Annotated in this window: 13 protein-coding genes; 9 read left to right on the top strand and 4 right to left on the bottom strand. The window is 66.5% G+C overall.

The features are described 5' to 3' along the window. Nucleotides 1-279 precede the first annotated feature (279 nt). Nucleotides 280-1,698, bottom strand: coding sequence for a circularly permuted type 2 ATP-grasp protein (locus DU475_RS19705; RefSeq protein ID WP_013503030.1), 1,419 nt, complete (start codon nt 1,696-1,698; stop codon nt 280-282). Nucleotides 1,699-1,916: 218 nt separating this feature from the next. On the opposite strand from DU475_RS19705, the gene DU475_RS19700 reads away from it, so the two are divergent. From DU475_RS19700 to DU475_RS19690, 3 genes are all read left to right on the top strand, one after another. Beyond that, entirely contained in the window at nt 1,917-2,654 is a 738-nt protein-coding gene (locus DU475_RS19700; protein WP_047309690.1) for a competence/damage-inducible protein A, read from the top strand. Nucleotides 2,655-2,811: 157 nt separating this feature from the next. Beyond that, nucleotides 2,812-3,333: a xanthine phosphoribosyltransferase gene (gene gpt / locus DU475_RS19695; protein ID WP_047309691.1), complete on the top strand. Its 522-nt coding sequence runs from the start codon at nt 2,812-2,814 to the stop codon at nt 3,331-3,333. Nucleotides 3,334-3,436: 103 nt separating this feature from the next. Further along, entirely contained in the window at nt 3,437-4,105 is a 669-nt protein-coding gene (locus DU475_RS19690) for a hypothetical protein (protein ID WP_047309692.1), read from the top strand. Nucleotides 4,106-4,212: 107 nt separating this feature from the next. On the opposite strand, the gene DU475_RS19685 is transcribed toward DU475_RS19690, so the two are convergent. Continuing rightward, nucleotides 4,213-5,235, bottom strand: a complete 1,023-nt coding sequence (locus DU475_RS19685; RefSeq protein WP_164633080.1) for a methionine synthase — start codon at nt 5,233-5,235, stop codon at nt 4,213-4,215. A 149-nt stretch (nt 5,236-5,384) separates the two neighbouring features. On the opposite strand from DU475_RS19685, the gene DU475_RS19680 reads away from it, so the two are divergent. The 6 genes from DU475_RS19680 to DU475_RS19655 all read left to right on the top strand — a co-directional run bounded on the left by DU475_RS19680 (nt 5,385) and on the right by DU475_RS19655 (nt 10,959). Continuing rightward, nucleotides 5,385-6,104, top strand: a complete 720-nt coding sequence (locus DU475_RS19680; RefSeq protein ID WP_164633079.1) for a glutathione S-transferase N-terminal domain-containing protein — start codon at nt 5,385-5,387, stop codon at nt 6,102-6,104. A 181-nt stretch (nt 6,105-6,285) separates the two neighbouring features. Beyond that, a complete protein-coding gene (locus tag DU475_RS19675; RefSeq protein ID WP_164633078.1) occupies nt 6,286-6,906 on the top strand; it encodes a 2-hydroxychromene-2-carboxylate isomerase in 621 nt (206 codons plus the stop codon). Continuing rightward, on the top strand, nt 6,906-7,880 hold the full coding sequence (locus DU475_RS19670) for an NADPH:quinone oxidoreductase family protein (protein WP_164633077.1): 975 nt from the start codon (nt 6,906-6,908) through the stop codon (nt 7,878-7,880). The genes DU475_RS19675 and DU475_RS19670 overlap by 1 nt, the downstream gene beginning before the upstream one ends. Before the next feature lie 91 nt (nt 7,881-7,971). Then, entirely contained in the window at nt 7,972-8,439 is a 468-nt protein-coding gene (locus DU475_RS19665; protein WP_013503022.1) for a MaoC family dehydratase, read from the top strand. Between the two features lie 18 nt (nt 8,440-8,457). Then, complete coding sequence (locus DU475_RS19660) at nt 8,458-9,375, top strand: SDR family NAD(P)-dependent oxidoreductase (RefSeq protein ID WP_013503021.1); 918 nt, start codon at nt 8,458-8,460, stop codon at nt 9,373-9,375. Nucleotides 9,376-9,726: 351 nt separating this feature from the next. Beyond that, a complete protein-coding gene (locus tag DU475_RS19655; RefSeq protein WP_164633076.1) occupies nt 9,727-10,959 on the top strand; it encodes a BaiN/RdsA family NAD(P)/FAD-dependent oxidoreductase in 1,233 nt (410 codons plus the stop codon). A gap of 112 nt (nt 10,960-11,071) precedes the next feature. On the opposite strand, the gene DU475_RS19650 is transcribed toward DU475_RS19655, so the two are convergent. Then, the gene (locus DU475_RS19650) at nt 11,072-12,154 is read right to left on the bottom strand and encodes a D-TA family PLP-dependent enzyme (protein ID WP_164633075.1); all 1,083 of its coding nucleotides are present in this window, start codon (nt 12,152-12,154) and stop codon (nt 11,072-11,074) included. Nucleotides 12,155-12,333: 179 nt separating this feature from the next. Further along, nucleotides 12,334-13,691 (bottom strand): ATP-binding cassette domain-containing protein (locus DU475_RS19645; RefSeq protein ID WP_164633074.1); only part of this gene is annotated, 1,358 nt, incomplete at its 5' end.

The raw sequence follows: 13,691 nt of genomic DNA, 5'->3' as shown, positions 1-13,691 counted from the left end.
GGGACGGCCAGCACAGGTTTTCGGGGTGGCGGGACAGCATGGCGGCTTCTTCTCCCTCCCCCCTTGCGGGGGAGGGGCGGGGTGGGGGGTGACACGAGGTGAGGCTTCCGTTGTGGACCGCTGCTAAGTAGCCGCACGCACAAACCCTCATGGTGAGGAGCCCGCCGGGACGGCGGGCGTCTCGAACCATGCGGTGTGTGGCGCCGATCCTTCGAGACGCGCGCCGATGGCGCGCTCCTCAGGATGAGGGCAGTGTTCGTGGATGCAAGCGAAGCGAACCTACTCATCCAGCACCCAGGTGTCCTTGGTGCCGCCGCCCTGGCTGGAGTTCACCACCAGCGAGCCGTCCTGGAGCGCGACGCGGGTCAGGCCGCCGGGCACCACGGTGATACGGTCGCGGCCGGTGAGCACGAATGGTCGGAGGTCGACGTGGCGGGGGGCCAGGCCGGATTCGGTGCAGGTGGGGCAGGTGGAGAGCGCGAGCGTCGGTTGGGCGATGAAGCCGTCCGGCTCGCGCTTCAGCTTCTCGCGGAACGCCTCGATCGTCGCCTTGGTGGCGGTGGGGCCGATCAGCATGCCGTAGCCGCCGGAACCGTGGACTTCCTTGACCACCAGCTCTGACAGATGGTCGAGCACGTAGGCCAGGTCGCTCGGCTCGCGGCACCGCCAGGTCGGGACGTTCTTCAGGATCGGCTCTTCGCCCAGATAAAACTTCACGATGTCAGGCATGTAGCTGTACACCGCCTTGTCGTCGGCGATACCGGTGCCGACCGCATTGGCCAGCGTGACGTTACCGGCCCGATAGGCCGACATCAGCCCCGGCACGCCGAGCACCGAATCCGGCCGGAACGTCAACGGATCGATGAAGTCGTCGTCGACCCGGCGATAGATCACGTCGACCCGCTTCAGCCCTTCGGTGGTGCGCATGAACACCTCGTCGTTCTTGACGACGAGGTCGCGCCCCTCGACCAGCTCGATGCCGAGCTTGTCGGCCAGGAACGAGTGCTCGTAATAGGCGGAATTGAACACGCCGGGCGTCATCAGCGCCACCGTCGGTTCCGACGACGAATGTGCCGGCGCGACCGAGCGCAGCGCGGTCAACAGCTCGTCCGGATACCGCTCGACCGGCGCGATGCGATGCCGGGCGAACAGATCCGGAAACAGCCGCATCATGATCTCGCGGTTTTCCAGCATGTAGGAGACGCCGGACGGGGTGCGCGCATTGTCCTCCAGCACGTAGAAGTGCTCGTCGTCGACCCGGACGATGTCGATCCCGGCGATGTGGACATAGACGTCGTGCGGCACCGCCTGGCCGTTCATCTCCGGGCGGAACACCGGATTCTGGAAGATCAGGTCGTCCGGAATCAGGCCGGCGCGCAGGATGTCGCGGCCGTGATAGATGTCGCGCAGGAACATGTTGAGCGCGCGCACCCGCTGCTTCAGCCCCAGTTCCATCCGCGCCCATTCCTGCGCCGACAGAATGCGCGGGATAACGTCGAACGGGATCAGCCGCTCCTGCGCTTCGGCGTCGCCATACACCGCGAAGGTGATGCCGATGCGGCGAAACAGCAGCTCGGCTTCCTGGCGCCGATTGGTGAGGGCTTCGGGCGGCGTTTCGCCGAGCCAGCGGGACAATTCCTGATAGGCCGCGCGAACATCGCCGCCGAGGCCGTTCATTTCATCGAACGCAACTGCCATGAAACCAGTCTGATTCCCAAGGATGCTGCGTGAGAGTGCAGCATGGAACACAGCAGTAGCAAGGGGCGGGCCAGCACGATATGGAAGGAGTGGACGGTTTTTGACCGCGGGTTCACAATGTTGCCCGCAAATCGGGCGGTGTGCTGCTCAAATCAGCGGCAAACGCCTCCGAGGCAGCGCCGTCGCCGGCACGTAGCAGCGGGGAAACGGAAGCATTCATGAGCGAGATCGTTACGGCGGGTATCCTGGTGATTGGCGACGAGATTCTGTCCGGCCGGACCAAGGACAAGAACATCGGTTTCATCGCCGAATACCTGACCAACATTGCGATCGATTTGCGCGAAGTGCGGGTGGTCGCCGACGACGAGGACGCGATCATTGAGGCGCTGGATGCGCTGCGGAGCCGCTACACCTACGTCTTCACCACCGGCGGGATCGGTCCGACCCATGACGATATCACTGCCGACTGCGTCGCCAAGGCTTTCGGGGTCGGGATCGACTGTCACCCCGAGGTGGTGGCCCGATTCCGCGAGCGATTTTCAGAAGCTGAACTCAACGAAGCGCGGCTGCGGATGGCGCGGATCCCGGATGGTGCCGAGCTGATCCAGAGCGCGACGATCATTGCGCCCGGCTTCAAGATCGGCAACGTCATCGTCATGGCCGGGGTGCCATCGATCATGCAGGCGATGATGGATATCGTCGCACCGCGGCTGAAGTCCGGCGTCCGGATGCTGTCGGAGACGGTGAAGGCCAACGCCCGCGAGGGCGACATCGGCGGCCCGCTGCGCGAGATCGCCGCCGCGCATCCGGACACCATGATCGGCAGCTATCCGTTCCTCGACGAGGAGCGCAAGCCGAACACCAATCTGGTGGTGCGTTCGCGCGATCCGGAAAAGCTGCAGCAGGCGATGACCGCCGTGAAGCAGATGCTGGCGGAGCTGCAGGCCGCGAAGTGAACCAAGACAAGTCGTTCCCGTCACCGCGAGGAGCGGAACGGCGGAGCAATCCAGAACCGCGTGCACCGTGGCTCAGGATTGCCTTGCGGAGCCTGTGCCCGGACGGTGCAAAGCGCCGATCCGGGTGCTCGCATGACGGAATAGTCGGAGTGAATGGATGACGCAGAGCGAACCGACCGAGCAGAAGCGGGCAGGGCGTCCGTTCCCGGTGTCATGGGATCAGTTTCACCGCGATTGCCGGGCGCTGAGCTGGCGGCTCAACGAACTCGGACCGTTTCATGCGGTAATCGCCATCACCCGTGGCGGTCTGGTGCCGGCGGCGATCGTCGCCCGCGAACTCGGCCTGCGGGTGATAGATACGGTTTGCATCGCCAGCTATGAGCACGACAAGCAGGGCGAACTGCAGGTGCTCAAGGGGGTGTCGGATCAGACCGCAGCGCTGGGCGGCGGCACCGGCAAGGGTCTGCTGATCATCGACGATCTGGTCGACACCGGCAAGACCGGCCGGATGGTGCGGTCGCTGCTGCCCGACGCGCATTTCGCCGCGGTCTACGCCAAGCCGAAGGGCCGCCCGCTGGTCGACACCTTCATCACCGAGGTGTCGCAGGACACCTGGATCTTCTTCCCCTGGGACACCGGCCTCAGCTTCCAGCCGCCGCTCAAGGACGGGGCGGCGTAGCTCCACGTCGTCATTGAAAGGAGCGAAGCGACGAAGCAATCCAGGCGCCCCGTGCATGAAGCTGGATTGCTTCGCTTCGCTCGCAATGACGGAAGGACCAACCATGCCGCTGCAAAACCGCGTGACGCCGTTCGGCGAGATCGTCGCGGTAGCGAGCCGCGGGATGTTCACGGGCAATCGCGGCATCATTCACGACCCGGCCACTAGGACGTTGCTGAACAGGCGCTGGTCGAGTCACGCCTGGATCACCTGCGCCTGCGAGTTCCGTGGCCGCCGCCGCGACGTGATGGCGACGCGGAGCTGGACCGAGCTGTTCTTTCTCGACGAGGCCACCGCGCTCGCGGCCGGGCATCGGCCTTGCTACTACTGCCGCCGCACCGACGCGAATGCCTTCGCCGCCGCCTGGGCGCGCGGCAACGGGCTCGAGCAAGTCAGCGCCAGACAGATCGACGCCACATTGCATCGCGAACGGCTCGACCGCCGCGCCAAGCGGCTGCATCCGCTGCCGTGCGCGGTGGAGGCGTTACCGGACGGGGCGATGGTGGTGGCGAGCGACGGCGCACGGCCGCATGTGTCCGCCAATGCGGCGGCAGGGCAGATGTCTGCGTGCTATCTGATCGTGCGAGGTCGCGCGCTGCGCTGGTCGTTCGACGGCTATCAGCTGTCCTATCGCCGGCCGGCTGTGGCGCTGCTAATCACGCCGCCGTCGACGCTGCGTGTATTGGCTACCGGCTATCGTCCCGCGCTGCATCCGAGCGCGTCTACCAACTAACGACGTCATTCCGGGGCGCGCGAAGCGCGAACCCGGAATCTGGAGATTCAGAGTACCACGGGGTCCGGTTCGCCGCTGCGCGGCGCCCCGAAATGACGTAGACGTTGCTAACCGAACCGCTCCCGCGCCAATTCCGCGCCGGCGCCGAGTGCGGCGAGCTTGGCTTCGGCAATGTCGCGGCGCATCGGGGCCATGCCGCAATTGGTGGTGGCGACGATGTTGCTCTTGGGCACGTAGCGCATCACCGCCTCGATGGTTTCGCAGACATCGTCCGCCGTTTCGACCTCGTCGCTGGCGACGTCGATGACGCCGGCCTGCACGATCTTGCCCTTGAGCAGCGACAACAGTTCCAGCGGCACTTTCGAATTGCGGCACTCGACCGCGACCTGCTGGATTGCGCTCTTGTCGATCGCCGGGAAGATGTCCTCGTATTGCCGCCACTCGGCGCCGAGCGTTTCCTTCCAATCGGTGTTGGCCTTGATGCCATAGCCGTAGCAGATGTGGACGGCGGTGGCGCAGGTGAGGCCCTCGGCAGCGCGTTCCAGCGCCTTGACGCCCCAGTCGGCAGCCTCGCTCATGTAGACGTTGAATGCCGGCTCGTCGAACTGGATCATGTCGATGCCGTCTGCGGCGAGCGCCTTGGCTTCCTCGTTCAGCAGTTCGGCGAAGGCGAACGCCATCTTGACTCGGTCGCCGTAGTAGCGGTCCGCAATGGTGTCGATGATCGTCATCGGGCCGGGCAGGGTGAACTTGATCTTGTGCGTGCTATGCGCTCGCGCGATCTGTCCTTCGAAGCCGTGAACGCGGCCTTTCAGCCGCAGCGGCGCCACCACCTGTGGCACCATCGCTTTGTAGCGGTCGTTGCGGATGCCCATCTCGACCTTGTGGGCGAAATCGATGCCCTCGACGGCTTCGAGGAAACCGTGAACGAAGTGCTGCCGCGCCTGTTCGCCCTCGGTGACGATGTCGATTCCTGAGTCTTCCTGCAGCTTGAGCGCCAGGATGGTGGCGTCGCGCTTGGCGCGGAGCAGCTCGGCGCCCGTCGACTTCCACGGCGCCCACAGCTTGTTGGGCTCGGCCAGCCATTCCGGTTTCGGCAACGAGCCGGCGATCGTGGTCGGAAACAGCATCGTGTTCTCTCCCTGCAGCCTGACATGGGCCTGATTGACTCCTCTGTGCCACGTCCGCGGCGGGGCGTACAGAAGTGCGAGACCGAGGTGACAAGCCGGCCGAAGCCGGGCTAGGATCGGCGCAAACCCGTCAAGAGGACCCTGCCGCCATGATCGATCTGTATTACGCGCCGACGCCGAACGGCTGGAAGATCTCGATCATGCTCGAAGAGTGCGGCCTGCCTTACAAGGTGGTGCCGATGCAGCTCGGCCGAGGCGATCAGCACCAGCCGGAATTTCTGGCGCTCAGCCCCAACGGACGGATGCCGGCGATCGTCGATCATGCGCCGATGGGCGGCGGCGAGCCGCTGTCGGTGTTCGAGAGCGGGGCGATCCTGATCTATCTGGCGGAAAAATCCGGGCAGTTGATGCCGACCGAGACGCGGGCGCGGTTCGAGGTGATGCAGTGGCTGATGTGGCAGATGGCCGGGCTCGGGCCGATGCTCGGGCAGAACGGCCACTTCCTGCTGTATGCGCCGGAGAAGATCCCTTACGCGATCGACCGCTACAGCCGCGAAGCGAAGCGGCTGTACGGCGTGCTGGATCGCCGGCTGGCCGACCGCGACTGTATCGCCGGCGACTACTCGATCGCCGACATCGCCTGTTTTCCCTGGATCATGACCCACAAGGCGCAGGGCTTGACGCTCGACGACTATCCCAACATCAAGCGCTGGTACGCGACGTTGCGCGCTCGGCCGAAGCTGCAGGCCGGTCTCGCCCTCGGCAAGGAGGACAAGAAGCCGATGGACGAGCAGGCCCGCAAGCTGCTGTTCGGCGTCGACAAGCCGGCTCATGCCGACGCGCAGGCGCAGAGCGCGCAGCAGCAGTGAGGGCCAGCTTCACAGCTTCCGCGTCCGTCGTTCCGGGGCGCGCCGCAGGCGCGAACCCGGAATCCCGAGATGTTCTGAACCACTGGATTCTGGGGTCGCTCGCTGGCTGGTGCGAGCGCCCCGGAATGACGAGATCAGTTTGAACGACGAACAAAAATCAACAACGACGGAGGAAATCCCGATGCTCGAATTCTTCTTCGACTGCTCCAGTCCCTGGACCTATCTCGCCTTCCACAACATCCAGCCGCTGGCGAAAGAGATGGGCGAGGAGATTTCGTGGCGGCCGATCCTGGTCGGCGGCATCTTCAACTCGGTCAATCCGAGCGTGTACGAGAGCCGCAAGACGCCGGTGCCGCTGAAGGCGCGCTACATGGTCAAGGATCTGTCGGATTGGGCGCGCTCGGCGGGCCTTCCGATCAAGATGCCGCCCAGCGTGTTTCCGGTGAACAGCGTCAAGGCGATGCGCGGCTGTCTGTGGCTGCTGCGCGACAAGCCCGGCGCGATGGTGCCGTTCGCGACCGCGGTGTTCGAAGCCTATTGGGGCGACGACCAGGACATCTCCAAGGACGAGGTGCTGAGCGCGATCTGCGCCCGGTGCGGCCTCGACCCGAAGGCGTTGTTCGCCGGAATCGCCGAGCAGAGCATCAAGGACCAGCTCAAGGACAATACCGACGAGGTGATGGCACGCGGCGGATTCGGCTCGCCGACGATCTTTGTGGACAAGACCGACATGTATTTCGGCAACGACCGGCTGCCCTTGGTGCGCGAGGCGCTGGCGCGTCGCAAGGCGGGTGCCGCCTGATGCCGAAGGCTGTGGTGTGCCGCGAACTCGGCCCTCCCGAGTCGCTGCGGCTTGAAGAGATCGACCGCAAGGCGTTGAAGCCGGGCGAGGTGCGGGTCGCGATCCGCGCCGCCGGTATCAACTTCCCCGACATCCTGATGTGCGCCGGCGAGTATCAGCTCAAGCCGGAGCTGCCGTTCATTCCCGGGATGGAGGCGGCGGGCGAGATCATCGAGCTCGGCGCCGATGTCACCGGCGTCAAGCTCGGCGATCGCGTCATCGTCAAGCTGCGGTTCGGCGCTTATGCCGAAGAGGTGGTGGCAGCCGCCTCACAGCTCACGCCGGCGCCGGCGAATTTCGACTTCGCCGAAGCTGCGACTTATCTGGCCGGCCACGGCACCGCCTGGCACGGGCTGGTCGAACGCGGCCAGCTTCAGCCGGGCGAAGTGCTGCTGGTGCACGGCGCCGGCGGCGGCGTCGGGCTCGCGGCGGTCGAGGTCGGCAAATATCTCGGCGCATGCGTGATCGCGGCGGCGTCGAGCGAAGAGAAGCTCGCGGTGGCGCGGCAGCGCGGCGCGGACCACGGCATCCTGTATGGTGCCGAGCCGTTCCGGGATGCGGTCAAGCGCATCACCGACGGCCGCGGCGCCGACGTGGTGTTCGATCCGGTCGGCGGCCAGATCTTCGAAGACAGCGTGCGCTGTATCAATTGGGGCGCGCGGCTGCTGGTGGTGGGCTTCACCGGCGGCATCGGGCTCGCCCGCACCAATCTGATCCTGATGAAGGGCGCAAGCGTGATCGGCGTGCGCGCCGGCGAGGCGGTGCGGCGTGATCCGGCGCGCGGCGAGCAGCGCACCGCCAAGCTGCTCGAACTCGCCGCCACGGGCGTGCTGCGGCCGAACATCTCGCATCGCGTGCCGCTGACCGAATGGGCGCGCGGCATGCGGCTGCTGATCGACCGCAAGGCGATCGGCCGGGTCGCGCTGCTCCCGTAACGCGGAATTTTCGGCGCCCGCGGCGAGCGAAGATTTCGCTTGGCGCGGGTTTCGCGATGTGGAATGTGCAGCGCGAAACAACGAGGTTGGAATGTCCACTGAATTGGAACTCGACGCCTATATGAAGCTGGTCGGCACCGAGATCGGGGTGTCGGAATGGCACGTGGTCGATCAGAAGCGGATCGATCAGTTCGCCGACTGCACCGAGGATTGGCAGTTCATCCACGTCGATCCCGTGCGCGCCGCGCGCGAGACGCCGTTCGGCACCACCATCGCCCACGGCTTCCTGACGCTGTCGATGCTGAGCGTGTTCTCCTACGAGGCGATGCCGCGCATCAAGGGCGTCACCATGGGCGTCAATTACGGCTTCGACCGGCTGCGCTTCATTTCGCCGGTGAAGGCGGGCTCGCGCGTGCGCGGCCGTTTCATGCTGGCTGAAGCCACTATGCGCAAGCCGGGCGAATTGTTGTCGCGTACCAGCGTCAACGTCGAAATCGAGGGCGAGAAGCGCTCGGCCCTCGTGGCTGACTGGCTCGGCCTGATCTACTTCGAACAATAATCCGGGGAAACAACACATATGGCTATCAGGTTCGACGGACGCGTCGCCATCGTCACCGGCGCGGGCAATGGTCTCGGCCGCGCGCATGCGCTGGGTCTCGCGGCGCTCGGCGCCAAGGTGGTGGTCAACGATTTCGGCGGTGCGCGCGACGGCACCGGCGGCTCGATGACCGCGGCCGAGACCGTGGTCGAAGAGATCAGGAAGGCCGGCGGCACCGCAATGGCCGACGGCGCCGACGTGTCGAACTACGAACAGGTCCAGGCGATGGTCGCCAAGGCGACCAAGGAGTGGGGCAGCGTCGACCTGCTGGTCGCCAACGCCGGCATCCTGCGCGACAAGTCGTTCGGCAAGATGGAGCTGAGCGATTTCCAGAAGGTGATCGACGTGCATCTCGCCGGCACGTTCTACTGCTGCAAGGCGGTGTGGGACGGCATGAAGGAGCGCAACTACGGCCGCATCGTGCTGACCACCTCGTCGTCGGGCATGTTCGGCAATTTCGGCCAAGCCAACTACGGTGCCGCGAAGGCCGGCATCGTCGGTTTGATGAACGTGCTGGCGCAGGAAGGCCGCAAAACCGACATCCGCGTCAACACCGTGTCGCCGACCGCGGCGACCCGCATGACCGAAGAGCTGCTGCCGCCGCAGGCGCTGGCCCTGATGAAGCCGGAGGCGATCACCCCCGCGGTGCTGTTCCTGCTCAGCGACAACGCGCCGACCCGCACCACGCTCGGCGCCGGCGCCGGCTCGTTCGCGCAGATCAAGATCATCGAGACCGAAGGCATCAACCTGCCGGAGGAGGAGTGGACCCCCGACGCGATCGCCGCCCACTTCGCCGAGATCAGCGACGACTCCAAGGCTCAGGCGCTCGAAGGCGCGTTCCAGCAGACGCAGAAATACGTGGCGCAGGCCGCCGCAAGGCTCGGCATCAAGATGTAATGCGATCGTCATTCCGGGGCGCGCCGAAGGCGCGAACCGGGAATCTCAGAGTCGCAGAACTTGTCGAGGTTCCGGGTTCGCTCGCTGGCGCGAGCGCCCCGGAACGACGTGGTTGGGGTGAAGCCTCTCCACGAGTCATTCCGGGGCACGCCGAAGGCGTGAACCCGGAATCTCTGAGTCGCAGCGAGGTTCCGGGTTCGCTCGCTGGCGCGAGCGCCCCGGAACGACGTGGTTGGGGTGAAGCCTCTCCACGAGTCATTCCGGGGCACGCCGAAGGCGTGAACCCGGAATCTCTGCGCCTGTCCGGGTTGGTGTATAAGCGCCGGATGATTTCCACCGGACCCAGCCGTCGTGGCTGACATCATCGACATCGACGCCGCCGTGATCGGCGCCGGCCCGGCCGGGCTGATGGCGGCCGAGCAATTGGCGCAGGCGGGCGCGCGCGTCACCGTGTTCGACGGCATGGGCGCGCCGGCGCGGAAGTTTCTGCTGGCCGGGCGCGGCGGCCTCAATCTGACGCACAGCGAAGCGATGCCGGACTTCCTGACGCGCTACGGCGCGGCGCAGGCGTGGCTGACCCCGGCGATCGAGGCGTTCGGGCCGCAGCAACTGCGTGCCTGGGCCGACGAGCTCGGACAGCCCACCTTCGTCGGCTCCAGCGGCCGGGTGTTTCCGGTCGCGATGAAGGCCTCGCCGCTGCTGCGCGCCTGGCTACGTCGGCTCGATGCGTTGGGCGTGCAGCTTCGCCTGAGGCATCGCTGGACCGGCTGGGACGGCGACGGACGGCTGTCGTTCGACACAGCGGACGGCCCGCGCAGCATCGCAGCGCGGGCGACGGTGTTGGCGCTCGGCGGCGCGAGCTGGCCGCGGCTCGGCTCGGATGGGAGCTGGAGCGATCTGCTCGCCGCGAAGGGCATCACGATCGCACCGCTCCAGCCGGCGAATTGCGGCTTCGTCGCCGCGTGGTCGGCGCTGTTCGCGGACAAGTATCAGGGCGCGCCGCTGAAGAATGTCGCGCTGTCGTTCGGCACACGCACCGTGCGCGGCGAGGCGGTGATCACCCGCGACGGCATCGAAGGCGGTGCGATCTACGCGATCTCAGCGCCTCTGCGTGATGCGGTCCTGGCGGAGGGCGAAGCGAGGTTGTCGATCGCGCTGCGCCCTGATCTCCCAGCGGGTGATCTCGCCGCGCGATTGGCGAAGCCGAAGGGTAAGCAGTCGCTGTCGACGTATTTGCGCAAGGCCGCGGGGCTGTCGCAGGCGGGCATCGGTCTGCTGCAGGAGGCCGCGCATGGATCGGGCGTTGCGCTTGCGACCCTGTCCGCCGATCGCCTCGCTGCGCTGATCAATGCCGTGCCGGTGCGTCTGGTCGGCACCGCGCCGATCGCCAGGGCGATCTCGACCGCCGGCGGCATCGCGTGGGGCGAGGTCGATGCGGACTACATGCTGCGCAAACTGCCCGGCGTGTTCGCCGCCGGCGAGATGCTCGACTGGGAAGCGCCGACCGGCGGCTATCTGCTCACCGCGTGCTTTGCGACGGGGCGGGCGGCTGGGCAGGGCGCGGCGAAATATCTGGGGCGATGACTTTCCGTCACGGCGAGGGCATGACCTCTCCGCGAGTCATTCCGGGGCTCGCGCAGCTTCGCTGCGTGCCCCGGAATGACGAACGCTGAGGTGTTACTTCGTCTTTGCGTTGTTACTTCAGCCTCCCCCGCGCCGCGACCGGAAGCGGTCCCAAAATCTCCTCGCCGCGTACCATTGCCACCTCGTCGACCATGTTGACGACGACGCAGACGTGGTTGGGGATGATCCGCACGACGTCGCCGACGTTCGGACGGGAGTTGCTGCGGGACAGGTCGAGGAAGCCGTGTTCCTCGGCGAATTTGGCGATGCGCGCTTCGGGGTGATCGAGGATCAGGCCGTAGCCGTCGAGGCCGCCGCCGGGGTCGGAGGTCAGGGTCTTGGATCCCGCATCGAGGATGCCGCGTTCCGGGCCGGCGCGGCTGACCACGGTGGAATACACCGTCAGCGCGCAATCGTCCCAAGAGGCGACGCCGGCGGCGACCTGCATGCGGTCGTTGTAGATGTAGGTGCCGGGGCGATGCTCGGTGGCTCCCTTCAACTGGCCGAGGTTCTTCAGGTTCGGCGAGCCGCCGGTCGAGACCATCGCGGCGTCGAGGCCGTGGGCGCGCACCCCGGCCAGCGCCTCGTCGAAGAAGCGCTGCGCCCGCGGCCAGTCGTCCTCGGTCGGATAAAGCATGAAGCCCTTGAAGCTCAGCCCTTCCGACGCCGCGATCATCCGCGCCAGCGCCACCGCTTCGGCCGGGGTCTCGACGCCGGCGCGCTGACGGCCGGTGTCGCATTCGACCACGACGCCGAGCGGCCGGCCGGCGCGCTTGGCTGCCGCGGGCAGGCCGGCGATCACCACCGCGTTGTCGGCCGCGACCGTCATCGCGGCGCGTTCGTGCAGCGCGCCGAGCCGCGCGATCTTTTCCTCGCCGATCAGATTGTAGCTGATCAGGATGTCGTCGATGCCGGCATCGGCCATCACTTCGGCCTCGCCGAGCTTCTGGCAGGTGATGCCGCGGGCACCGGCCTCGATCTGCATCTTCGCCAGCAGCGGCGATTTGTGGGTCTTGATGTGCGGCCGGTTGGCGACGCCCGCGGCATCGCACATCGCCTGGATGCGTGCGATGTTGTGTTCGACCCGGTCCATGTCGATCACCAGCGCCGGCGTGCCGACCTCGCGGGCGATTCTGGCGGCGAGTGGCGTGGTCATGGGCGGGCTCCGGGGTTGAAGCATATGGCAACGGTGGGCCCTCATGGTGAGGAGCGCAGCGAAGCTGCGCGTCTCGAACCATGAGTTGGTGTGGCTCATCCTTCGAGACGCACCGCTGCGCCCTCCGGGCTACGCGGTGCTCCTCAGGATGAGGGCGGTGCGTGTGGCGCGTGCGCGTCTCACGCGCTTTCGATCTCTTCGCGCAGCATCTCCAGTTCGAGCCAGCGGTGCTCGGCAGCCTGATGCTCGTCGTGCGCCTTGGCCATCGCGGCCGAGATCTTGTCAAATTTGGCGCGGTCCTTGGCGTAGAGCTGCGGATCGTCGAGCTGCTTCTGCAAGCTCGCGATCTCGGCTTCCAGCTTGGCGATGGTCTTGGGCAGCGTTTCCAGCGCGTGCTTTTCGTTGAAGCTCAGCTTGCGCTTCGGCGCCGGCGCCGCGGCGGGCGAGGGCGCGGCCTTCGCAGCGGCCGGCTCGGACGCCGCGGCCTTGGCCGGCTGCCGCGTCAGATCGGCGCCGCGCTGCGCCAGCATGTCGGAATAGCCGCCGGCATATTCGATCCATTTGCCGTCGCCGTCCGGCGCGATCACCGAGGTGACGACGCGGTCGAGGAAGTCGCGGTCGTGGCTGATCAGGATCACCGTGCCGTCGTAATCGCCGAGCATCTCCTCGAGCACGTCGAGGGTTTCGAGGTCGAGGTCGTTGGTCGGCTCGTCGAGCACCAACAGGTTCGACGGTTTTGCCAGCGAGCGCGCCAGCATCAGCCGGCCGCGTTCGCCGCCGGACAGCGCCTCCAGCGGCGTGCGCGCCTGCTCCTGGGTGAACAGGAAGTCCTTCATGTAGCCGATCACGTGGCGCGGCTTGCCGCCGACCATCACCTGGTCGCCGCGGCCGCCGGTCAGCGCGTCGGACAGCGTCGTTTTCGCGTCCAGGCTGTCGCGGCTCTGGTCGAGCGTGGCGATCTCCAGATTGGTGCCGAGCCGCACCGTGCCGCTGTCGGGCGCGATCGCGCCGGTGAGCAGGCTGATCAGCGTGGTCTTGCCGGCGCCGTTCGGGCCGACGATGCCGACGCGGTCGCCGCGATTGATCCGGATCGAGAAGCCGTCGACGATCGGGCGGTCGCCCCACGCCTTGTTGATCGATTTCGCTTCGATCACCAGCTTGCCGGATTTGTCGGCTTCGGCTGCGGCGAGCGAGGCAGCACCCGTGGGCCCGCGATAGTCGCGGCGCTGGGCGCGCAGTTCGTGCAGGCCGGCGAGCCGCTTGACGTTGCGCTTGCGGCGGCCGGAGACGCCGTAGCGCAGCCAGTGCTCTTCCATCACGATCTTGCGGTCGAGCTTGTGCTGATCGCGCTCCTCTTCGGCCAGCACGTCGTCGCGCCAGCTTTCGAATTGCGAGAAGCCGCGGTCGATCTGGCGGATCACGCCGCGGTCGAGCCAGGCGGTGGCGCGCGACAGATTGCTGAGGAAGCGGCGGTCGTGGCTGATCATCACGATCGCGCTTTTGCGCTGGGCGAGATCGTTTTCCAGCCATTCGATCG

Origin of the sequence: Rhodopseudomonas sp. WA056, from assembly GCF_010906995.1 — a bacterium.
GTDB classification, from domain to species: Bacteria; Pseudomonadota; Alphaproteobacteria; order Rhizobiales; family Xanthobacteraceae; genus Rhodopseudomonas; species Rhodopseudomonas palustris_G.
Note: the sequence above shows the minus strand (reverse complement) of the source record. Positions and strands in the feature narration are given on the sequence as shown.

Coding starts and splice junctions, on each gene's coding strand:
- DU475_RS19705 (WP_013503030.1), bottom strand. CDS start 1,698: ATGGCAGTTGCGTTCGATGAAATGAACGGCCTCGGCGGCGATGTTCGC.
- DU475_RS19675 (WP_164633078.1), top strand. CDS start 6,286: ATGCTCGAATTCTTCTTCGACTGCTCCAGTCCCTGGACCTATCTCGCC.
- DU475_RS19700 (WP_047309690.1), top strand. CDS start 1,917: ATGAGCGAGATCGTTACGGCGGGTATCCTGGTGATTGGCGACGAGATT.
- DU475_RS19690 (WP_047309692.1), top strand. CDS start 3,437: ATGCCGCTGCAAAACCGCGTGACGCCGTTCGGCGAGATCGTCGCGGTA.
- DU475_RS19685 (WP_164633080.1), bottom strand. CDS start 5,235: ATGCTGTTTCCGACCACGATCGCCGGCTCGTTGCCGAAACCGGAATGG.
- gpt (WP_047309691.1), top strand. CDS start 2,812: ATGACGCAGAGCGAACCGACCGAGCAGAAGCGGGCAGGGCGTCCGTTC.
- DU475_RS19665 (WP_013503022.1), top strand. CDS start 7,972: ATGTCCACTGAATTGGAACTCGACGCCTATATGAAGCTGGTCGGCACC.
- DU475_RS19680 (WP_164633079.1), top strand. CDS start 5,385: ATGATCGATCTGTATTACGCGCCGACGCCGAACGGCTGGAAGATCTCG.
- DU475_RS19650 (WP_164633075.1), bottom strand. CDS start 12,154: ATGACCACGCCACTCGCCGCCAGAATCGCCCGCGAGGTCGGCACGCCG.
- DU475_RS19660 (WP_013503021.1), top strand. CDS start 8,458: ATGGCTATCAGGTTCGACGGACGCGTCGCCATCGTCACCGGCGCGGGC.
- DU475_RS19670 (WP_164633077.1), top strand. CDS start 6,906: ATGCCGAAGGCTGTGGTGTGCCGCGAACTCGGCCCTCCCGAGTCGCTG.